General features: G+C 62.5%; 23 protein-coding genes. 20 read left to right on the forward strand and 3 right to left on the reverse strand.

The genetic code is table 11. From position 1 onward, the window contains the following. Window positions 1-6 precede the first annotated feature (6 nt). The 12 genes from RAD10_RS11395 (at window position 7) to RAD10_RS11450 (ending at window position 7722) form a co-directional block, all read left to right on the forward strand. Window positions 7-456, forward strand: a complete 450-nt coding sequence (locus tag RAD10_RS11395; protein ID WP_461617551.1) for a hypothetical protein — start codon at window positions 7-9, stop codon at window positions 454-456. After that, complete coding sequence (locus tag RAD10_RS11400; protein WP_461617552.1) at window positions 453-761, forward strand: hypothetical protein; 309 nt, start codon at window positions 453-455, stop codon at window positions 759-761. Before RAD10_RS11395 ends, RAD10_RS11400 begins: the two co-directional genes overlap by 4 nt. An 8-nt stretch (window positions 762-769) precedes the next feature. Then, window positions 770-1885: a WD40 repeat domain-containing protein gene (locus tag RAD10_RS11405; RefSeq protein WP_461617553.1), complete on the forward strand. Its 1116-nt coding sequence runs from the start codon at window positions 770-772 to the stop codon at window positions 1883-1885. Between the two features lie 47 nt (window positions 1886-1932). After that, a complete protein-coding gene (locus RAD10_RS11410; RefSeq protein WP_091960733.1) occupies window positions 1933-2115 on the forward strand; it encodes a hypothetical protein in 183 nt (60 codons plus the stop codon). Between the two features lie 484 nt (window positions 2116-2599). After that, window positions 2600-2761 carry a DUF2934 domain-containing protein gene (locus RAD10_RS11415; RefSeq protein ID WP_461617554.1) on the forward strand — a complete coding sequence of 54 codons (162 nt, stop codon included), beginning with the start codon at window positions 2600-2602 and terminating at the stop codon, window positions 2759-2761. Continuing rightward, window positions 2758-2943, forward strand: a complete 186-nt coding sequence (locus RAD10_RS11420; protein WP_104463822.1) for a hypothetical protein — start codon at window positions 2758-2760, stop codon at window positions 2941-2943. Before RAD10_RS11415 ends, RAD10_RS11420 begins: the two co-directional genes overlap by 4 nt. Window positions 2944-3172: 229 nt before the next feature. After that, the gene (locus RAD10_RS11425; protein WP_461617555.1) at window positions 3173-3451 is read left to right on the forward strand and encodes a DUF2934 domain-containing protein; all 279 of its coding nucleotides are present in this window, start codon (window positions 3173-3175) and stop codon (window positions 3449-3451) included. A 428-nt stretch (window positions 3452-3879) separates the two neighbouring features. Next, window positions 3880-4326, forward strand: coding sequence for a TIR domain-containing protein (locus RAD10_RS11430; RefSeq protein WP_461617556.1), 447 nt, complete (start codon window positions 3880-3882; stop codon window positions 4324-4326). A gap of 6 nt (window positions 4327-4332) precedes the next feature. Further along, the gene (locus RAD10_RS11435; protein ID WP_461617557.1) at window positions 4333-5778 is read left to right on the forward strand and encodes an SIR2 family protein; all 1446 of its coding nucleotides are present in this window, start codon (window positions 4333-4335) and stop codon (window positions 5776-5778) included. 76 nt (window positions 5779-5854) lie between these two features. After that, a complete protein-coding gene (locus tag RAD10_RS11440) occupies window positions 5855-6466 on the forward strand; it encodes a hypothetical protein (RefSeq protein ID WP_461617558.1) in 612 nt (203 codons plus the stop codon). 216 nt (window positions 6467-6682) lie between these two features. Continuing rightward, window positions 6683-7135, forward strand: a complete 453-nt coding sequence (locus tag RAD10_RS11445) for a hypothetical protein (RefSeq protein ID WP_461617559.1) — start codon at window positions 6683-6685, stop codon at window positions 7133-7135. Between the two features lie 41 nt (window positions 7136-7176). Beyond that, window positions 7177-7722 carry a Cap15 family cyclic dinucleotide receptor domain-containing protein gene (locus tag RAD10_RS11450; RefSeq protein WP_461617560.1) on the forward strand — a complete coding sequence of 182 codons (546 nt, stop codon included), beginning with the start codon at window positions 7177-7179 and terminating at the stop codon, window positions 7720-7722. Between the two features lie 882 nt (window positions 7723-8604). Here RAD10_RS11450 and RAD10_RS11455 read toward each other — a convergent pair. Continuing rightward, window positions 8605-10392 carry a peptide ABC transporter substrate-binding protein gene (locus RAD10_RS11455; protein WP_461617561.1) on the reverse strand — a complete coding sequence of 596 codons (1788 nt, stop codon included), beginning with the start codon at window positions 10390-10392 and terminating at the stop codon, window positions 8605-8607. Between the two features lie 319 nt (window positions 10393-10711). Between RAD10_RS11455 and RAD10_RS11460 the strand changes: the two genes are divergently transcribed. The 8 genes from RAD10_RS11460 (at window position 10712) to RAD10_RS11495 (ending at window position 18616) form a co-directional block, all read left to right on the forward strand. Beyond that, complete coding sequence (locus RAD10_RS11460; RefSeq protein ID WP_461617888.1) at window positions 10712-11506, forward strand: MetQ/NlpA family ABC transporter substrate-binding protein; 795 nt, start codon at window positions 10712-10714, stop codon at window positions 11504-11506. A gap of 166 nt (window positions 11507-11672) precedes the next feature. Next, a complete protein-coding gene (locus RAD10_RS11465) occupies window positions 11673-12707 on the forward strand; it encodes a putative FMN-dependent luciferase-like monooxygenase (RefSeq protein ID WP_461617562.1) in 1035 nt (344 codons plus the stop codon). A gap of 35 nt (window positions 12708-12742) precedes the next feature. Then, window positions 12743-13345: a CMD domain protein gene (locus RAD10_RS11470; protein WP_461617563.1), complete on the forward strand. Its 603-nt coding sequence runs from the start codon at window positions 12743-12745 to the stop codon at window positions 13343-13345. Window positions 13346-13360: 15 nt separating this feature from the next. Further along, window positions 13361-13939 carry an alkylhydroperoxidase domain protein gene (locus RAD10_RS11475; RefSeq protein ID WP_461617564.1) on the forward strand — a complete coding sequence of 193 codons (579 nt, stop codon included), beginning with the start codon at window positions 13361-13363 and terminating at the stop codon, window positions 13937-13939. A 59-nt stretch (window positions 13940-13998) separates the two neighbouring features. Next, window positions 13999-15156 carry an ABC transporter substrate-binding protein gene (locus RAD10_RS11480; RefSeq protein WP_461617565.1) on the forward strand — a complete coding sequence of 386 codons (1158 nt, stop codon included), beginning with the start codon at window positions 13999-14001 and terminating at the stop codon, window positions 15154-15156. A 54-nt stretch (window positions 15157-15210) separates the two neighbouring features. Then, entirely contained in the window at window positions 15211-17034 is a 1824-nt protein-coding gene (locus tag RAD10_RS11485; RefSeq protein ID WP_461617566.1) for an ABC transporter permease, read from the forward strand. Further along, window positions 17034-17879: an ABC transporter ATP-binding protein gene (locus RAD10_RS11490; RefSeq protein ID WP_461617567.1), complete on the forward strand. Its 846-nt coding sequence runs from the start codon at window positions 17034-17036 to the stop codon at window positions 17877-17879. Before RAD10_RS11485 ends, RAD10_RS11490 begins: the two co-directional genes overlap by 1 nt. Then, a complete protein-coding gene (locus RAD10_RS11495) occupies window positions 17876-18616 on the forward strand; it encodes an ABC transporter ATP-binding protein (protein WP_461617568.1) in 741 nt (246 codons plus the stop codon). The genes RAD10_RS11490 and RAD10_RS11495 overlap by 4 nt, the downstream gene beginning before the upstream one ends. Window positions 18617-18619: 3 nt before the next feature. Here RAD10_RS11495 and RAD10_RS11500 read toward each other — a convergent pair whose 3' ends face one another. Further along, window positions 18620-20134, reverse strand: coding sequence for a helicase HerA domain-containing protein (locus tag RAD10_RS11500; RefSeq protein WP_461617569.1), 1515 nt, complete (start codon window positions 20132-20134; stop codon window positions 18620-18622). 103 nt (window positions 20135-20237) lie between these two features. Next, window positions 20238-21056 (reverse strand): YkgJ family cysteine cluster protein, encoded by an 819-nt coding sequence (locus RAD10_RS11505; protein WP_461617570.1) that lies wholly within the window; start codon window positions 21054-21056, stop codon window positions 20238-20240. Between the last annotated feature and the right edge of the window lie 218 nt (window positions 21057-21274).

The following is a 21274-nucleotide window of genomic DNA, read 5'->3' on the forward strand; positions in this document are numbered from 1 at the left end:
CCTTTCATGGCGGCTGTCTGGGATGAGCAAAAGGGCGGGAAAGGTCCGGCCCCCGCGGCGACGCTGGCCTCGCAGATCCTCGCGCGTGCCGACCGCGACGTCACTTTCGTGGTGCACCTGGTTGGCGAAAGCCAAAGTTTGCTGGTGCGGCATTTCATCTTGTTCATCGAGACCGAGCTCGCAAAGCGCGGCATGAGCTACGGCGTACATCCGCTGCTGCGGCCGTTCGTCGAAACGCATGCACGCGAGCTGTCGGATTTCGTATTGCAGGGGATCGGCTTGCGGCATCAGTTCGGTCTTCAGGCCATCGAGACGATGATGGGCGATCCGGCGCGGTTGCTGAGGGTCGATCTGTGGGACTCGCTCCAATCTTACGTCAATGACGCGCAGCAACACTTCGTGTCCGATGCCCGGGGTCTCCAGCGGATCCTTGATCAAATCGAGCCGAGCCCATGAGTGTCGATCCGGAGGTTCTTGTCGAGATGCTGAAGGAGCGGTTGCTCGTCGTTCAGCAGATGTCGGCCGCTCAATCGTGGAACCTTCTGAACCGTCAGCTTGCCGGTGGAGCAGAATTCGAGATTCAGAGGATTGAGCAGGAGATCGCGGCGACGGGCGATTCGCATGCATTCGCCCAAATTATCGAGGACGCGCACGAGCGCTGGAAAGAAGCAAAGGCCGGAATGGCAGCATGCGACGCCCAATGCGCCGCGCTGGAACGACGCCTTGAAGAACTCGACAAGTGTATTGCGACCGGCAGGTGAGACGACCGATGGACACGATGGAAGCTGAGACGGCTACGCTCTATGACTTGCTTGGTCGGCACTGGACCATGGGGGCGCCGGTTACGAACGCGGCGTTCGACGCTGCGGGACAGGCAGTGGCGTTCGCGCTCGCCGATGGCTCTCTGGCCATCGCTCCGCTGGCCGACAGCGAACCGCCGAAAGACCGTTATCGTGTGGCCTTGGACGGCGGCCGATCGACGATCTCACCGCGGCGGAATCCGGTCCCGCCATTGACGAAAGTCGTCATCAGCGATGCTTCGCTTCATCTCGCCTCGATCGAGCCCGAGGGCTTCATCGCAAGCGATGGCAGTCAGCTGCTGCACGTGTCGGCATCCGGTGTCACGCGACAGGCCGCAAAATTAGCGGCCCCGATCGATCTCGTCGCCCCGGTGCATGCCGGCGGTATTCTGGCGGCCTCCGACGGGTCGGTCATATACTGCGATTCCAACGGCGACGTCGGATGGCTTCAGGAGCGTGCGGGAGGGCGTTCATCCGCGATCGCCGTCTCGCCAGACGGTCGAAGCTTCGCGATAGGAGCTGACGGTTGTCTGCTTGTGCGTGCCTTCGGACCCCGACCTGAGCCCACCGCTACAATGGCTTTGGGCGTCATCTCCAGCTTGGCGTGGAGTCCCGATGGAAGCTGGCTGGCAATGTCCGTCGCAGAAGGAGGTATCGTATTGCTGCGTCTTTCCGATGCGCGTGCCGTTCGGATTCCGAGCTATCCTGCAAGCGTCCGGTCTCTTTCGTGGAGTGCAGACTCCCGCATTCTTGTGACGAGCGGAGCCTACCGCATGATCGCATGGGACGCTTCCAGTCTCGACGACGGTGGCGAACAGCCGACGAGCGTCGGCACCGGCCGCGGTGGCTTCGTCCTTGTCGAGGCAGTGGACGTGCATCCGGGACGTCCGTTGGTCGCGGCAGGATACAGCGACGGCAGGGTCGTCGTTGCCAGGATTGGCGAACCCGACGAACTGGTCGTCAAACCGCCGGGCCGGAGCGCGGTCCAAACCGTCTGCTGGTCCGACGATGGCCAGCATCTTGCCATCGGGACACATGGCGGCGAGGCGGCGATCGTGACGTTTCCGCCGCAGATCTTCAAGTAACGGCGAGCTGGGCGACGAGCCTTGCCGCGAGCTCCAGGAGAAAGTTCATGACAGCAACCGAAGCGCGAAGCGAAGCCACAAGCAAGGATCACTTCTTCCAGGAACTGGCGGAGCTCTCCGAGCGTATGATTGCCGCGCACGGAAAGGAGTTTTCGATGGGGGCCTTGGTGTTGGCGGCGAGGTTCATCGCCGAAAACAAGCCCTTCGAGAGTAGCGCAACAACGCAGTGAGGGCGCGGCGAAGGTGCTACATCCGGAAGAGATGTATCACGCTCGGGCTCGCACCTCCGATCCAAGTTTATGAATTTACGTAGGATTTTTGGTTTTTTGGAATGTGGTGCGGATCCTTCTCCCGCTACCGATATCTCCGAGCTTCGCATCTCCATCCTCCCGAGACATTGCACGACCCTGGTGTCCTGACTTTTGCGATCTGGGGATGTGCGGTCGTGATCCCGGTGATGGCGGCCGCCTGGCCTTCTTGAGAGCCGGGGCGTTGCCCGTGTGGCTCCTGTCCTGGCTGGACGCCCTGTTCTTTCCTGGTCTCAAGGTATTGATGAGGACGTCGTCGCCCGAGCGCGCGCGATTAGGAACTCCCGCGCACGATCGAAGCTTGAATCCGCGGGTCAGCCTCGCCGCCGATCGCTGGCCTGCACGGCCCGCCTCCAAGCCCCCCATACCCCCCAGGGTGGGCCGTGCTTCACAGAGGAGACGAGAATTGCCCGACCCGACCGAGCAAGACATCAGAGAACGCGCGCACCGCTTGTGGGAGCAGGCCGGCAAGCCCGAAGGCCGTGAAGAAGAATTTTGGAACGCGGCCGAGCAAGAGCTGCGCAACGAGGACAAGTCGAACACGCTGCGGACGCCGGATACGCTGTGACCGACAAGAAATGCCCATTCTGCCAGGGTCTGGGATGGGTCTGTGAAAACCATCCGCTCCGGGCCTGGAGCGAGAAACTCGGCGGCTGCCGCTGCGGTGAGGGCATGCCCTGCACCTGCAACACGGCGGAGGATCCGGAAATCAGAGTGGTGATCGTCGAAGCCGACACGACGTGGCACTGAGTGGGGCCCGCTTCGGCTCGCAGTGGCGGCGGGTAGGATGGGTAGAGCGAAGCGAAACCCATCAAGCGTCGACGTCGTCTAGACCCCGATGGGTTTCGCTTCGCTCACCCCATCCTCCGCTCTCCCATCCCGCGCGCTGTTGTCGAGGGAACAGACCATCCCCGAAAGGAATTCAATCTCCGAACAGCACGGGCTCTGACAACTATCCTTTCCCTCGGCAGGGTCGGCGGTGGACGAGCAGAAAAAGATAGAGCACCAGATCGAACTCGCCACGCGAGCGGCCGCGCTCGTCAACGACGAAACCACCGGCCAGCGCTTCCGCAGCTTTGCCGAAGAGCTGAAGCGAAAGCTCCGCCGCATGATGCGGCGCGGCCAGGTGCGCGCGCGCGCCTACGAGCTCTGGGAGCAGGCGGGCCGGCCGAGCAATCGCGAGCTGGAGTTCTGGCTCGAAGCGGAGCGGCAGGTCGAGGAAGAGCGGGAGGAGCGGAAGGGGGCGGGTGGTTCATAGGCGACAGGTGCCGGCCCGATCGAGGAGCATCGCGTTCGGACCTTTGCAAGGCCATCACGCCCGGGCTTGTCCCGCCTGCGGGCCGAAGCCCCTTCGGCGCGGCGAAGGCCCAGGCCTCCACGTTCTCAGTGCTGCATTGCAATGAAGAAAAAAGCCGCCGGGCTCTTCACCCTGGCGGCCTCAAAAGTCCGTAGCTGTTGATCGCCTCCGCAGCCTCACGCGTACCGCCGTTACCTTGTTTGCGGCCATGCGGGGTCATTGTAGGGGAGGGCGCGTGATTCTGCTGGGATCCAAAGCACACAGGGGAAGGGTGATGGGAGTGGGGACTACAACCCTTTTTCGTTTGCGCGCAGAGCTTGCAACCTCTAGCATCAATGCGGGTGACTTTATCTGATATCGCGTTCCTGTTGATTCATTTGGAGGTAGCAATGACAAGAAGCGTATTTTTTAGCTTTCACTACCAAAACGACATCGTACGTGTAAATCAAATAAGAAATCTACCGGAGATCGTCGATAAGGCCGCCGCGGGATTCAAGGACAGTTCGCTTTGGGAAGAAGCTAAAAAGAAGAGCGACAACGAGGTCAAGAAGCTCATCGATAATGCCCTCCACGGCACAAGCGTGACTGTTGTTTGTATTGGGGCTCAGACGGCAGGCAGGAAGTTCATCAACTACGAAATTCAGAAGTCAATTGATCGCGGAAACGGTATTGTAGGCGTTCAAATTCATCATTTAAAGAACTTCGATGGCGAAACCGATGGTGTCGGCCGGACGCCAGCGCTGCTAACCCAGCACGGATATTCGATTTACAAGTACGACAATCATACGAAGCTGAAAGCATGGATTGAAGCTGCCGCGAATGCGGCTGGAAAGTAGACTCGGATGATTGCTCCGCGAAGTGGCAGCAATCGGGATATCTTTCTGAGAGACTATCCAGCGGCGCTCGCCGAGGACGCGGCTGCGGTTTTTATAGGTGCCGGTGTCTCGATGGCCGCTGGATACCCCTCGTGGAAGAAACTTCTTCAAGAGATTGGTGAAGAGCTCGGGGTTGATAGCGGCGATGTCTCAGATCTTGCGGCGTTGGCTCAATGGCATATCAGAAAGAGTGCAGGTGCGACTAGAATCCGGCAGGTCATACGAGATGAGATCGGCGTAGAGAGACCGATCCCGAGCACTCTGGAAGTCGTTGCGCGCTTACCAGTTAGGCACATCTGGACAACAAACTATGACCGGCTCATCGAGCGAGCGTTCTCTACAATTGGTAGGCCTATCGAAGCCATTTCTGCCGCGTCCGATATCATTCTGAAACCTAGGCCTGGAGCAGTTCGGCTCTACAAGATGCACGGTTCGGTCGATCGGCTTGATGACGTTGTGATTTCGACCGACGACTATGAATTGTTCCGATTAAGGCGCGGCGCCTTTCTTCCCCTTTTGCACGCACACTTATCGAGTCTCTCGCTTCTCTTTCTCGGATTGAGCTTTACCGATCCTAATGTTCGCCACGTCCTCTCATCGATCCGAGAGAATTTCTCCGAAGCCCCGCCGGAGCACTTCGCTGTCGTCAGGCCGCCTCACAGAAAAGACTTCGGTTCCAAAGCGCAATACGAGGCGCGACTTACGCAACACGTTCTTTGGGCCGATGATCTTCAGCGCTATGGCTTGAGAGTAGTTGAAATCGAGTCCTACGACGAAGTACCAGCACTGCTGAATGACATTGAGCGTCGGGTAGCTAGAAAAAGAGTTTGGGTTAGCGGCAGCTGGCCTGTTGGTGTCGAGGGCACACTTCGCGCCGAGTTCATACATCAAGTGGCCTATGGATTGGGAGCCGCGCTCGGCCGAGACGAGTATACTCTTGTTAGCGGAACGGGATTGTTGGTCGGTTCGGCCACCGTATCGGGCTTTCTCTCGTCACTTCAACGTACGGCAACTTGGGACCTTAATCGTAGATTGATAGCAAGGCCATTTCCCCAACCACTTCTTGGCCAAGAGCCCAACCTAGAACAGTGGGATTTGCTGCGAAGAGAGCTTGGCAAGTTATCAGGTTCGATTATTTTTATAGGAGGCCAGAAGGTTGAGAACGGCGAAGTTGTGGACGCTGACGGTGTACTGTCCGAATTCGAGGTAGCAAAGACTAGCGGCTGTTTCTTATTGCCTATTGGCGCGACCGGAGGTGCTGCGAAGAGGATCGCCGACCAACTGTTGAATTCATCTAGCGCCAATATCCGTTGCCCAAGACGGGCAGAATTGAATGCACTCTTAGACGTGCGGAAGTCTCCCACTCAATTGGTTGATGTCGCACTAGCCATTTTGCGCCGAGTGACGTCATAGTTGACCGCAATTCATAGAAGCGTGGGATGGGTAGAGCACGTGTGAAGCTCATCGTGTCGGAAGGTAGAAGGCGATCATGCGGCAAGACACCGACGGTGGCGATGCTGTGGCAATTCTCGCATCGGGACAGACGCTCAAAATTCATGGCGTCACCCTCTACCCAACGGAAAGCATCGCCATCATAAGCGGGCTTAGGTCGGAGGCCGCATCAAAAATGGGCGGCGTCTCGACAGGCGTTGGCTTCATTGGTTCGCCAACCTGGGCCATCGGCGCGGGTGCCGCGCTGGGCTTACTTGAAAGTATGGCTTCCGATGTGGCCCGAAAGAACGGTCTCAAGATGCTCGCTGAGGCAGACCGGCAAACAGATGCATTGTATGCGCAAGGATTACTGTTTCGGATGAGAGATATCGCTAACAGCGACAGGCCGCTGCCCGCGTCCTGGTCTTCAACTATCTTGGTTGATGACTACCAAAGTATCGGACATTTATCGCGCAAGCAGCGCGATGCTGCGCTCATACAAAATAGGCGAACGGAGGCAGATCTCGTTGACGGCCATCTGATGCCAATCAAACGCGACCGGCTATTCTCGTACAATGGCGATGAGTTTCTGAGCGTCGACACAGATTTCGGCCTGATCAATATCCGATGGTCTAGCGTTGTCGGATACATCGGGCCTAATCGAAATTAACCGCCGCCGGTGTCGCCATTCGGATAAACTGAGTGTTAGAATGCAAGTGCCTCCTGGATCAAATCGAGTGCGTAAGATGGGTCGATCACTGTGCGAAACCCATCGTGCTTATTGTCGGGTAGACCTTGATAGGTTTAGCTTCGTTCTATCCGTCCTATGCGCTAGATGGTGCCAAGGAGAATCTAGCCCTTTTCCTAATGTTGAGGTGTGATGCGTATGTCTTCTGATCCAGGTGCGCCGACCGAGAAGATGCGGGCTCTTCTTCGAAGTGTGATGGTGCAGCGAACCTACGATTTTTCTGGTGTAGGTCTCATTGTTTGCAATTCGCCCGAAAGTCTGCCGATCATTCCTCTCTCTCTGTACGAGCCGAATCTCAAAGGTGATCTTGTCGATCAACTCGTTCACATCGCTTCGCGTGGTAGCGAGCATCACGACGGCTTCCACATTATCTCCCAGACGTGGCGGCTAACCAAGGTTGCTCAATATTTTTCACCCCCCATCATCCATGACGCCGAAATCGACCGTTCGAAGCGGTTTGGAGGTAGATATTTGGCTGCTCTCTTTGGGTCTTGGATTCCGTCAGTAGCGCTAGCGGGCATCGCCAGCGAAGGGTTTGGTATCGCGATCTTCGAGCGAGGTCGTGAAGTTCTTTTCGAGGAGCAGCCGTGATTAGCGTCCTTCCATTGACTAGAATCGTCTGGGCGGTAGCCGTGTCCTACGCTGCTTGCGTTGCTGCGATTGTTGCCTCGATTTGGAAATGGGGGGACCAGCCAACCGTTTGGGCTAGTATTGGTATTGCATTTTCCGGCGCAACTATTCTCAATCTAGTGTTGCTCTTCTTAATCTATGTTGGTTGGCGGCAGGCTTGGGCGATGTTTCCGCAGCTTAATCAACTTATCTTCCCTGATTTGAACGGCCAGTGGACTATGAATATTCATTGGCAGACTGCGGAGGGCAGCGGCCTCGTGGCGGCAAAGGCGCAGATCAAGCAAGATCTGCTGCGCGTTAGTATGGAAGTCTTCTCGAGGGATTCAGATTCGGAAACTTTGATTGCTCTCCCAAAGAAGGATCCTGAGTCCGGCAGGCCGATCCTCTACTACGTCTACCGAGTAATTCCGAAGCACAACAAAGCCGGTGCTGGCTCCTCCTATGAGGGGTCGGCGATATTGAGGATTTCGAGCGTAGGATTCGATCGCTTGAGTGGAAACTATTTCACTAATCGTCGTGGAACCGGGCATTTCGATTTGAATCGCTAAAGTAACGATCGTCCTTGATCGCGATTTCATGGCGCATCGCTCGTTGGGCAAAACAACACGCCTGTGTCGCACCCCGTCAACCCCTTCCTACAAAAACATTCCACTTTACCGAAATTCGGTTTCGGCGTATGTATCGCCCATCCCGGTTCATCCAAGAGGGGCGACCTTGTGTCGTCACTGTCGCGAGCCGGGGTTGCGGTGGACGCGGCAGCGTTGGCATGAGAGGTGCGGGCAGGGCGGGTAGTCCCTGTGAGTCCGTAACCGCGTGCGACGAGCGGCGCTGTTAGGTTCGTCTCGCCGGCAGGTCGATGGCAACGTGCACAACGTCGTCGAACCCTGCGGCGAACAAGCGGGCCGTGCGTACGGCAAAACCGTGTGGTCCTGGCCGTCGTTGCTACGGTCAAGCCTTTCGCGAAGATGCGCGCGAGCCCAACCGGGCAGACGGCATCGTCAATTCGCGGGGCGAGGGAGGCCAGAAGGAAAGGTCGGCTCCCGGGAGATCACGGCATAAGCCGTCCAACCATCGCGCAGGGAAGGCCGAGTGATCGGCGACACCTGTATGCTGCTGTGCGGTCTCCTTTGCGCATTATTCGCGCAGCAGACCGCGGGTGCACGCTGGCACCCGGCCTTCCCTGCGCCCTCTTGGCTTTGTGAGGGTGGAGCGACGAAGCAAAGCTCGGGCGGATTGCGCCGCGAGAACGCGAAGGCGTGTCTGCGGGTTGAGCTGCGAGCCACAATCTCGATCTCGTAGGGTGGGCAAAGCGTAGCGTGCCCACGCCTTGTTGCTCATGGAGGGAGATCGTGGGCACGGCGCTGTGCGCCCTTGCCCACCCTACGGCACTGCACGTTGGGATGTGCATTGGAGCCTTCGCGCCGTGCCCCTCAAACCCGATACCACGCCGCCAGATTCCACGTGATGGTGTCCCAGCCGGAGATGTCGATCATGAGGTTGTTGGCGCCGGCGTTGACGATGGGGCGTGAGAGCAACGGCAGGAACACGTGGGCTCCGCAGAAGATCTCGTCGACCTTCATCAGCAGCGCGGCGCGCTTGACCGGGTCGAGCTCGTTCTGCGCGGCCTTGTAGGCCTTGTCGGCTTCGGGATCGGAATAGCGCGAGTTGTTGCGGCCGAGCCATTTGTTGTCCTTGGTGGCGATCTCCCAGGACACGCACTGGTTCAGCAGGCGCTCCGGGTCGGGCTGCGGCTGCGTGGTGTTGTACATCTCCATGTCGGCATAGAATTTGGAGTAGGTGTCGGGATTGCCGACGTCGGAGGAGAAGAACACCGATGCGGTGACCGACTTGAGCTCGATGTCGATGCCGGCCTTCTGGCAGGCCTGCTTGATGATGGCCTGTGTCTTCTGGCGCGGCGCGTTGATCGAGGTCTGGAACACGTATTTGAGCTTCTTGCCGTCCTTCTCGCGGATGCCGTCCGCGCCCTTCTTCCAGCCGGCCTCGTCGAGGATCTTGTTCGCCTTGTCGACGTCGAACTCGTATTTGAGCTTGGGCGATTTGAACTGCTTGGGCGCGTTGACGAAGCTGGCGGTGGCGATGCCGCCGCGGCCGTAGATGAATTTCTGGATCGAGTCGCGGTCGATCAGGAGGTTGATCGCCCGGCGCACCGCGGGGTCGGACAGCGTCGGGTGTTTGGACTTGACGCTGGAGCGCTCGCCGTCGATCTCGGTCCACGGGTCCGTCGTGTTGAGGATGATGAACTCGACATTGCCGGACGGCGTGATGTCGAGCTTGCCTTTGCCGCCCGCCTCCATGCGCTTGAGCACCTCCTCCTCCACCTGCATGTTCCAGGCAAAGTCGTACTCGCCGGTCTGCAGCACGGTGCGCGCCGCGGACACCGCATCGCCGCCACCCTTGATCTCGAGCGTGTCGAAATGCGGCTGGTTCTTGATGTGATAGTCGGGATTGCGTTCGGCACGGATCAAATCGCCCGGCTTGAACTCGACGAATTTGTACGGGCCGGTGCCGACCGGCTTCAGATTGGCCGGTGCCTCGCGCGACTTGGCGCCGGCATAGTCGCCGAAATGATGTTTTGGCAGGATCAGGCCGACCGAGCCGACGAACGGATCGGCCCAGAACGGCGTCGGCGCCCTGAAGATCACCTTGACGGTGTGGTCGTCGATCTTCTCGACCTTGATGTCCTTATAGGATCCCGTGGTGTAGGCCGCGGTTGCGAGATCGGCGGCGTATTGCCAGGTGAAGATGACATCGTCGGCGGTGAAGGGCTGGCCGTCATGCCATTTGACGCCCTGCTTCAGCTTCCAGACGACGCTCATGCCGTCGGCCGCAAGGCTGCCGTTCTGCTTGGTCGGGACCTCGGCGGCAAGGCACGGGATGAGGTTGCCCTCCTTGTCCCAGCCGGCGAGCGGCTCGAAGAACACGCGCGAGGCCATCTGGTCCTTGGTGCCGAGCGCGAAATGCGGATTGAGCAGGGTCGGCGCCTGCCAGAACAGCAGCTTGAGCGGGCCGCCGCCGCCGGCCTTGGTCGGCTTGTACGGCAGCGTGGCATCCGCCGTCGCCACGTCGTGCCAGAGCAGGATCTGGCTCGCGATCGGCGCTGCGATTCCGACCGCGGCCACCTTCCGGATGAACGAGCGTCGCGACAGCGTGCCTTGCTTCACCTCCGCGACCAGACCCCGGATTTCGTTCTCGTTCATCAGATGACCCTCCACCGCGAAGACAAATCGTCGCCCGCGGCCATCATGTTGCATCATGCACGAGGCGGCAATGCCGGCGTGACTGCCGGGCCATGCGACGAAATGACGATGGGGAGCCCCTTGCGGGCCACGGCCCGGACCGCTGCCCGGGAGCGGCGTGGGTGGTCATGGCGAAACTCCGGGGCTGTTTGCGCGTTCGTTCCCCACATCGGATCGAACGGAGAAGCGTCGTCCGCGCCGGGCGGCAAAAATGGTTTTCCATTTCATTGATTTCATCCGGCGGAGAAGCGAATACGGTTCCAATCATTCTCGCCGTGCCATGGAGACCAAGATGTCGTTTCGCTTCCCCCTGATCCTCGCAACCGCGCTCGCCGCCTGGTCGGCAGCAGCCACCGCCGAGACCATCAAGATCGGCGTGACACCGGGCCCGCATGCGCAGATCCTCGAGGCAGTGAAGCCGATCGCCGCCAAGCAGGGCCTCGACATCCAGCTGCTCGAATTCTCCGACTATGTCGTGCCGAACGCCGCGCTCGATGCCGGCGAGATCCAGGCCAATTCGTTCCAGAACCAGCCCTATCTGGACAACCAGAAAGCCGACCGCGGCTACAAGATCGAGGCCGTCGGCCTGACCGTGAATTTCCCGATCGGCGTCTATTCGAAGAAGCACAAGGCCATCGCCGACCTCCCCGAGGGCGGCAAGGTCTCGATTCCGAACGATCCGACCAATGGCGGCCGCGTGCTGCTGCTGCTGCGCGACAAGGGCCTGATCAAGCTGAAGGACGGCACCGGCTTCAAGCCGACGGTGCTCGACATCACCGAGAACCCGAAGAAGCTGAAGTTCATCGAGGTCGACGCGGCGCAGGCGCCGCGCGCGCTCGATGATGTCGACGCCGCCGCGATCAACACCAATTATGCAACCCAGGCGGGCCTTGATCCGGTCAAGGATCCGATCCTCCGCGAGGACCCGAAGGGCCCCTATGTCAACCTGATCGCCGTGCGCACGGCCGACAAGGACAAGCCCTGGGTCAAGATCCTCGTCGACAGCTACCACACGCCGGAGGTCAAGGAGTTCGTCCTGACCAAGTTCAAGGGCGCGGTGCTGCCGAGCTGGTAGGCAATCTGCCCAGCCAACGTCCAGCGAAGTCCAGTGCAGGGGCGATCCCGGCGGGCAGCCTTGCGTACGAGCCTTTGCGTATGAGCCTTGCGCAATGCCCGCTTGTCTGGAGCAGCAGTAACCGACATCATCGGCAGCCTGGCCATCCTCGCCCGACAGGGGTCGCATGAAACGCTTTGCAAATCTGAAACGCCTGGGGTTCTTCACGCGGCTATTGGACGAGGCCCCACCCGCCGAGCGCTATCGCTTCGCGGCCGAGCAGATCGTGCGCGCCGAGAAAGCGGGTCTCGATTCCGCGTGGATCGCGCAGCATCATTTCCACGAGCGCGAAGGCGGCCTGCCGTCGCCCTTCACCTTTCTCGGCTATGTCGCGGCCCAGACCTCGCGCATCCGCCTCGGCACCGGCATCGTCACGCTGCCGCTGGAGAATGCGGTGCGGGTGGCGGAGGACGCCGCGGTGCTCGATCTGATCTGCAACGGCCGCTTCGAGCTCGGCGTCGGTACCGGCGGCAATCCGTCGGCCTTTGCCGCCTTCGGCCTCGACAGCGCCCAGCGCAACGAGATTTTTGCGCGCAATCTGGAGGTCGTTCGCGCTGCCCTGGTCGGCAAGCCGCTTGATGGCGGTGACACGATCTATCCGCAACGGCCGCAACTGGACAAGCGGATCTGGCAGGCCACGTTCTCGGTCGCGGGCGGCGCCCGTGCCGGCAAGGCCGGCGATGGCCTGTTGCTGTCGCGCACGCAGCCACGGACCAAGGAGGCGCCGAAGGCGACGTTGGCCGAAATCCAGAATCCGGTCATCGATGCCTATCTCGCAGCGCTGCCGCCGGGATGCGAGCCCCGCATCATGGCCTCGCGCAGCGTGTTCGTCGCCGACGACCATCGTGAGGCGTTGCGGCTTGCAGACATTGGGCTGCGGCGTGCGCTGCCGCAGTTTCTCAAGGGCGGCCACGCCAAGCCGGGCGAGACGCTGGAGGAGATGATCACGGCGTTCGACACCCATGTCGGCGATGCCGACCACGTCATCGCCTCGCTGCGCACCGATGCCACGCTGGAGCGGGTGACCGATCTCGTGTTCCAGGTGCATTCGGTCGATGCCCCGCATCCCCATGTCCTGCGCTCGATCGATCTCGTTGCGGAGAAGGTCGCGCCGGCGCTGGGCTGGACCCGGACGGCGCCCGACGTGGCGCTGGCGGGCTGATTGGACATGAAGAGCATCGCGTTGCACGAGGCTGAATGATGAGTACGCAGGATATCATCGACACACTCGCCGGGATCGAGCCGGGCTCGGCTCTGGACGCCATCCGCGCCCGCCGCCTGCAGGCGCGCGAGAATGCGCAGAAGAGCTATCTCTCGCTGTTCGAGCCGATCGACGCCGGCGATGTCTCGCTGACCGAGCGCGCGGCGGTCGCCGCCTTCGTGACCGGGCTCCATGGCGAGTCGCCCGTTGCCGCCTTCTATCGCGACAAGCTTGTCGCAAACGCGGACGGTGCGCGCCTGCTGGAGGCGATCGACGCCGAGATCGCGCGAGGCAGGACCTCGGGTCCCTATGGCTCGTATCCCGCCGGCCCACTGTCGATTGAGAACACCGCCGGCCTGATTTATCGCGTCAGTGCGGCGAGCAAGCCGGCGCTTGGTGCGAAGCTCGCAGCAGCGCTCGAGCATGCGCATCTGCTGGTGTTCCGGCCCCGCGATGCGGCGGTTAGCGACATGAAGGCGCTGCTTGACGCCGGCTGGTCGACCACCGGCATCGTCACTTTCTCCCAACTCGTCGCGTTCCTGTCGTTCCAGGTGCGGGTCGTCAGCGGCTTGCGCACGCTCGCCGCGGCGAACGCATAAGAGGAGACCGCAATCATGAGCGCCCCCGTCAATCCGCCCGTCGTCTTCACCCAGGACGAGCTCGGTTGGGTCTCCTGGATCGATCCGCTGCCGGAGGCCGAGCTGACCGAGCGGCATTATGCGGGCCTCGTCGATCGCGCCCGCGCCAAGTCGGAATATTTCCGCCTGCTGGTGCGCGACCCTGAAGTGCTGGAAGCCCGCACCAAGACCGACAAGGACATCTTCTACAACGTCGCCGACGGCCTGCCGCGCGCCGAGCGTGAGCTCGCGGCCGCCGCGACCTCGCGCTACAACGGATGCATCTACTGCGCCTCGGTGCATGCGCGCTTCGCCAGCACCTATTCCAAGCGCCGCGACGACGTGCAGCGCCTGCTCGACGAGGGCATCAAGGCCGACCTCGGCGAGCGCTGGAATGCCGTGGTCAAGGCCTCGGTGGCGCTGGCCGCAACGCCGATCGCGTTCGGGCCCGACAATATCGCGGAGCTGCGTAGCGCCGGTCTCGACGACGCCGAGATCGTCGACGTCATCAACGGCGCCTCGTTCTTCAACTGGGCGAACCGGCTGATGCTGTCGCTCGGCGAGCCCTCGAAATAGGCAATCTCACCGGCACAAGAATTGCTGCTTGTTTCAACATTGAGTGGATGGAGCCGTGCATGAGCAACATCGATCGTCGTAGCCTGGTCAAGGGATCTCTCGCCGCCATGATGGCGGGAGCGGCCGTCTCGCGCGGAGCCTTCGCGCAATCGTCCGAACCGATCCTGCTCGGCGTCAGCGGCCCCCTGACGGGACCGAACGCGCAATATGGCACGCAGTGGAAGCAGGGTTTTGATCTCGCGCTTGACGAGATCATGGCGGCCGGCGGCATCAACGGCCGCAAGCTCGCTTATCAGTTCGAGGACAGCCAGAGCGATCCGCGCCAGTCGGTGGCGATCGCCCAGAAGTTCGTCTCCGATCCCCGCATCGTCATGGAGCTCGGCGATTTCTCCAGCCCGGCTTCGATGGCGGCCTCGCCGATCTATCAGCGCGGCGGCCTCGTGCAATTCGGCTTCACCAATTCGCACCCCGACTTCACCAAGGGCGGCGACTTCATGTGGAGCACCTCGGTCAGCCAGGCCGACGAGCAGCCGCTGCTGGCGGCTTATGCCGTGAAGCGTCTCGGCCTCAAGAAGCTCGCCGTGCTGCACCTCAACACCGATTGGGGCCGCACCAGCCGCGACTATTTCGTCAAGGCGGCGAAGGAGTACGGTGCCGAGGTCGCGGTCACCGAGGGCTACATCGCGGAGGAGCGCGACTTCCGCTCCACGCTGGTGCGCGTGCGCGACGCCAGTCCGGACGGGCTGATCCTGATCTCCTATTATTCCGACGGCGCGCTGATCGCCCGGCAGGCGCGGCAGGTCGGCCTGAAGCAGGTGATCTGCGCCGCGAGCTCAGTCTACTCGCCGAAATTTCTGGAGCTCGGCGGCGAGGCGGTCGAGGACGTCCATCTCGGCACGCGCTATTTCCCCGAGGATCCCAGGCCGGAGGTGAAGAAATTCATCTCGGGCTTCAAGGCGAAATACGGCGGGCAGGAGCCTGACGCCTTCAACGCTTATTCCTATGATGCGATGAACATGGCGGCCGCCGTGGTCAAGATCGGCGGCACCGACCGCCGCGCGGTCCGCGATGCCTTCGCGAAAGTGAAGGACGTCTCCAGCGTCATCTTCGGTTCCGCGACGTTCGACGTCGAGAGCCGCCGCGTCAAGGGCGCCATGAACGCCGAGCTCGTCGTGCGCAAGGGCCAGTTCGCGCTCTGGGACGGCAAGCCGACCTGACCTAATGGCTAGAGCGATCGCTCCGACCCGTTCTCCCTTCAGTAGGAACCCTGCGTGTCTTCCTGGCTCGACTACACGATCAACGGGCTGATCGTCGGCAATGTCTACGCCCTCGTTGCGGTCGGGCTCGCGCTGATCTTCGGCGTCAGCCGGCTGATCAACTTCGCGCAGGGCTCGATCTATCTGGTCGGTGCCTATATCGGCTGGGTCGCGGTGGTGCAGCTGCATACGCCGCTGCCGTTCACCATCATCGTGGTCGCGGTGGCTGCCGCGCTTGTCGGATTGATCATCGAGCGGTTCGGCCTGCGTCCGCTGCAGAACTCGGTGCGCATCGCGCCGCTGCTCGCCACCATCGGCATCAGCTTCGTGCTCGATCAGCTTGTCATGCTGACCTTCTCGCCCAATCCGCGCGCGCTGCCGAGCCAGTTGCCTGATGTCCGTTTTCAGGTCGGTGGCGGCACGATCGGTCCGCTCGACCTGCTGATTGCCGGCGTCGGCCTCACGAGCGCGCTCTTGTTGTTCGTGTTCCTGCGCTACTCCAAGCTCGGCTGGGCGGTGCGCGCGGCGTCGCAGGACCGCGACGCGGCGATGCAGATGGGCGTCGACGTCAACCGCGTCAATCAGGCGGTGTTCGGCATTGCCGCCGCGCTCGGCGGCGTCTCCGGCATGCTGGTCGGCATGTACTACAACCAGATCGACACCGCGATGAGCCTGCAAGCGACGCTGAAGGGCGTCGTCGCCGAAGTGGTCGGCGGCGCCGGCAATGTGCCTGGCGCGGTCATCGGCAGCCTGCTGCTTGGTCTCGTCGAGAGCTACGGCGTTGCGGTGTTCGGCACCAGCTACCGAAATCTGTTCGCGTTTCTGCTGCTCGTCGTCGTGCTCGTGCTGCGGCCGAACGGCCTGTTCGCCAGCGCGCGGCAGGCGCCGCCCGAGCCGCTCACCGGCACCTTCATCGCGCCGAGCCGCCCGGTGCGCATTCCGCGCTGGGCCTTGGCTGTTGCGGCCGCGATCTTCGCGGTCCTGCCGTTCTTCCCGGTGTCGTTCTACGTGCTGCAGACCCTGATCAATGCCTGGCTGCTCGGCATGCTCGCGCTCAGTCTGACGCTGGTTGCGGGTACGATCGGCCAGGTCTCGCTCGGTCACGCCGCGCTGCTCGCGATCGGCGCCTACACCTCCGCGCTGCTGTCACTGACCCTCTCCGTACCGGTGGGCCTTTCGATCATCGGCGGTGGCCTGATGTGCGCCGCGCTCGGCACCGCGCTGATCTCGCCGTCGTTTCGGCTGCGCGGGCATTACGTGTCGATCGCGACGCTCGCCATCGGCGAGATCGTGTCGCTGGTGATCCTGAACTGGGAAAGCGTCACACGCGGCCCGATCGGCATCTCCGGGATCCCGCCGCTGTCGCTGTTCGGCTACGATTTGATCAGCCCGACCTCGATCTACTGGTTCAGCTTTGCGGTGATGGTCGTGCTGGCGCTGCTGCAGGGACGCTTGCTCACCTCGCATCTCGGCCGCAGCTTTCGCGCCATCCGCGACGACGACATCGCAGCGCGTGCCTATGGCCTCAGTCTCAACCGCTACAAGTCGCTGGCCTTCATCTTCGGTGGCTTTGCGGCCGGCGTCAGCGGCGGCATCGCGGCACATCTCTACTCCTACATCAACCACGAGACCTTCAACACGCAGCAATCGATCCTGGCGCTGACCGTGGTCATCCTCGGCGGCCTCGGCAATGTCGTCGGCGCGATTCTCGGAGCGGTCGCGCTGGTGGGGCTGCCTGAAGTTTTCCGGATCGCAGCGGAGTATCGCATCCTGATCTACGGCATCGTGCTGTTGCTGCTCGTGCGGTTCAGGCCGCAGGGCCTGCTGGGGACGCTGTGATGGCACAGCTCAATTCCATGCTGTACCTGCGCGAGTTGACGCGCCGTTTCGGCGGCCTCACCGCCGTCGACGCGATCGACCTCGACCTCGCCAAAGGTGAGCTTGTCAGCATCATCGGCCCGAACGGCGCCGGCAAGACCACGCTGTTCAATCTCGTCACCGGGCTCGATCGGCCGGACGCGGGTACAGTTCACTTCGAAGGCCAGGACATCACCGGCCTGTCGCCGGAGCGGCTGGCAGGCCAGGGCATCGCGCGCACCTTCCAGCTCGGGCGGGTCTTCGGCAATCTCAGCGTGATGGACAACGTCCTGATCGGCGCGCACACGCGGCTGCGTGCGGTGAAGCCGGCGGTGCCGGTGATCGGCCCGCTGCTGGAGCTGGGCCTCGCGCTGCTGCGGCCCGCGAGCGTCAAGGCGGAAGAAGAGCGGCTGCGCGAGGAGGTGAAAGCCATTCTCGCCCGTTTCGGCGAACGGCTGCTGCCGCGCATCGACCAGCCGGCCTATAGTCTGTCTTACGCCAACCGCCGCCGCGTCGAGATAGCACGCGCGCTGGCGCTGAAGCCGCGGCTGTTGCTGCTCGACGAGCCCACGGCCGGCATGAACCCGACCGAGACAGCGGAGATGCAGGAGCTGGTCGCCGAGCTCAAGGCGGAAGGGCTGACCATCCTCCTGATCGAGCACAAGCTGGAGATGGTGATGCGCCTGTCCGATCGCGTCATCGTCATGGACGAGGGCAAGAAGATCGCGGAAGGGCCGGGCGAAGCGGTGCGGAGCGATCCCAAGGTGATCGAGGCCTATCTTGGCCACGGGCTATCAGGGACGTCGGAGCAGGAGAGCGCGGCATGACGACGAGCGCACCCGAACCGCTGCTGGCGCTGTCCAACGTCAACACCTTCTACGGCCAGGCCCAGGTGCATTTCGATCTCTCGATCACGGTCGCACGCGGCCACATCGTCTGTCTGCTCGGCGGCAATGCCAGCGGCAAGTCGACGACGATGAAGATCATCCTTGGTTTGGTCAAACCGCGTTCCGGCGATGTCACGTTCGACGGCGTATCGTTGATCGGGCTGACCACGCCGCAGATCGTCCGTCGCGGCATCGCTTCGGTGCCGGAGGCGCGGCGGCTGTTCGCGGATATGAGCGTGCGCGAGAACATCCTGATGGGCGCCTTCGTGCGCAACGACCGCGACGCGGTGGCGCAGGATCTCGACAGGATGCTCACCCTATTCCCGAAGCTCGGTCAGCGGCTGTCGCAGCGCGCGGGCTCGCTCTCCGGCGGCGAGCAGCAGATGGTCGCGATGGCGCGCGCGCTGATGAGCCGTCCCAGGATGATCGTGATGGACGAGCCGACCATGGGCCTGTCGCCGCTCTATGTCGACCGCGTGCTGGAACTGATCCGGACCATCAACCAGGAGGGCGTCTCGGTGTTCATGGTCGAGCAGAACGCCAGCCTTGCGCTGGAGATCGCGCATGAAGCCTATGTGCTCCAGACCGGCAAGATCGTGCTGTCAGGCCCGGCACGGGCGCTGAAGGACGACCCTCGAATCCGCGACGCCTATCTCGGCGGCTCCGAGGCCGCCTGACGCTCAGGCCGACACGGCGCTCGCTGCTGGCTCCGCCGGCAGATCATCGCCATTGGGATCGCCGGGGGCCGTGGCCCAGGCCAGCTCCACCAGCGTCACGATCCTGCGTCCGCCGCCGTCGAGCTGGACCACGATCAGGCCCTGCTCCTCCATGTAGCCGAGCAGCCGCTGCGCGCGGCGCAGCGAATGCGAGCCATAGGCGCGCGCGATCGCGGCGTCGCCGGGACACGGCCAGCCCTCCTTCGCGGCGCGCGCGATCATCATGAACACGCCCTGCATGTCGTCGGGCAAGATGGATGCACGCAGCGACACATCCTGCCAGGCGTCGTCTTCGGCCAGATCAGTGCCGAGGCCGGCGCGCGCATGCGTCAGCATGCGGCGGAATTCGTTGAGATCGGGGACGGCGGAGCCGAGGCCCTCGATGCGGCAGCGGACCACGAACTCCTGATAGAGCACGCCGATGGCGCGGAAGCCGGCGTCGGGCTCGGCCAGCACGGCACGCAGCGTACGAGCCACGCGCTCGCGCCGCTCTGCAAGCTCCTCGGCGCTGACGGCCACCTCGACCAATTCGGGCCGGATCTCCGGCGTAGCGGCCGCCTTCGCGGCGCGGAGCTGCTCGAGCAAATCCGGCGCAGGCCGGCGCTGCGGGCGGCTGGCATCGGGCGGCGGCGCGGCCAGGATCACGGCGCGCATATCTTCAAGCGAGGATTCCGGCAGCGGCATCAGCCGCGGCGTGGAATTGCGCGGCTGGGTGTCGGTGGGGCCGATATGCAAGCGCAGGGGGCGGCGCGACAGCGCAGGTCCCAGCGCCATGAACTGCCCACGCTCGAGATCGCGGAAGGATTCGGCCTGCCGCCGTTCCATGCCGAGCAGATCGGCGGCGCGCGCCATGTCGATGTCGAGGAAGGTGCGCCCCATCAAAAAATTCGAGGCTTCCGCCGCGACGTTCTTGGCGAGCTTCGCCAGTCGCTGGGTCGCGATGATGCCGGCGAGCCCGCGCTTGCGGCCGCGGCACATCAGATTGGTCATGGCGCCGAGCGAGAGCTTGCGCGCTTCGTCCGAGACTTCACCGGCAACCGCCGGCGCGAACAGCTGCGCCTCGTCGACGACCACCAGCATTGGATACCAATGGTCGCGGTCGACGTCGAACATCCCGCCCAGAAACGCCGCCGCGCGCCGCATCTGGTTCTCGGCGTCGAGACCTTCGAGATTGAGCACGGTGGAGACGCGGTGCAGCCGCGCGCGCTCGCCGGCGACCTGAAGGCCGCGCTCGGTGTGATCCTCGGCCTCGATCACGAGATGGCCGAAGCGTTCGGCCAGCGTGACGAAATCGCCTTCGGGGTCGATGATAGCCTGCTGCACCCACGGCGCGCTCTGTTCCAGCAGCCGCCGCAGCAGATGCGACTTGCCGGAGCCCGAATTGCCCTGCACCAGGAGACGGGTCGCCAAGAGTTCCTCGAGGTCCATGGCGGCCGCGGCGCCTGCCGTGGTCTGCCCCATCTCGATTGCAACCGTCATGCCCGACTCAAGTCCCCGTCATTCGCGGACAGGGGCTTATCAATCCCGCCGCGGCGCGTCGAGCGGCACGGCGCTGATCAAGCCGCGTTGCCCACGGCGGCGTTCAGGCGTGATTCGATAGCCGTAAAAGTGCGGGCCGATAAGGAGCTTGCGGATCGTCGTCCTCGTTCTCCGGGATGATGCAGGATCCGAATTCCTGCCTGATCCGCTCCATCTCGGCGATGCGCTCATGCAACCGCTGCAAATGCTCCGGCGATGTCGCCCGCCAGAACCGGAACGTGTCGGCCGTCAGCGGCACGAAGGCCGTGCCGAACAGCGTCGGCTCGGGAACGACCGTGCGTCCAAGCAGCAGGAAGCGGTCGGCGCCGGAGACGATCAGGGTCGCATAACCCCGGTTTCCGATCCGCCTGATGCCATTCAGCGACCATTCGGCGAGCTTGCCGAAATAAGGCTCCTCGCGCCAGCGATCGGGGCAATGGTCGTCGACCGTGACGTTCACGGCATCCTGGCTGAAATGGACGATGATGCCCGACTTCGCCGGGAACCAGTCATCGTCGAGATGCCCCTGCAGCCAGGCGCAGACGAAGGAGCGGCACATCTGGGGACGGCGGTCGTAGATGGTGCAGCCGGTGCCCGTCTGCCAGTGCTTGCAGAGCTGGTTCACCGGCTTGTCGACGGCGGCCACCTCGAGAATGTCGCAGCAGGCGTTGCAGGATCCGCATTGCCGGGCGAACGGCGCCGTCTTCGGCTGGCCGGCTGCCTTGAAGCCCTGGCCGTCGCGAACGAGCAGTTTCTGCTTCTCCAACGTGTTCAAGGCGCGCTCGACCTTGAGACGGGACAATCCGGTCGCGTCGATGACGCTCTTCATGGTTGTCGCGCCGGCCTCCACCGCGCGAGCGACCTGCAACGTCGACTGATCCATCTTCGATGACTTGTTCTTTCGCCCGTCAATCCGGCTCTCGCGGGCAGGCTTGGAACCTGCTGCCCGCAGCCGGCATCTGGAGTCTCTGCCGAGGCATCTCGGCAGCCTCTGTTACGTAAGGCCAGACCTCGCATGGATGCAACGTTTTCGCAAATCTGCGATCACGGAATGGGCGGATTCGGGTCGATTCCGGGCTTTGACGACCGGATTCGATGATG

This window comes from Bradyrhizobium sp. 23AC (assembly GCF_054863025.1).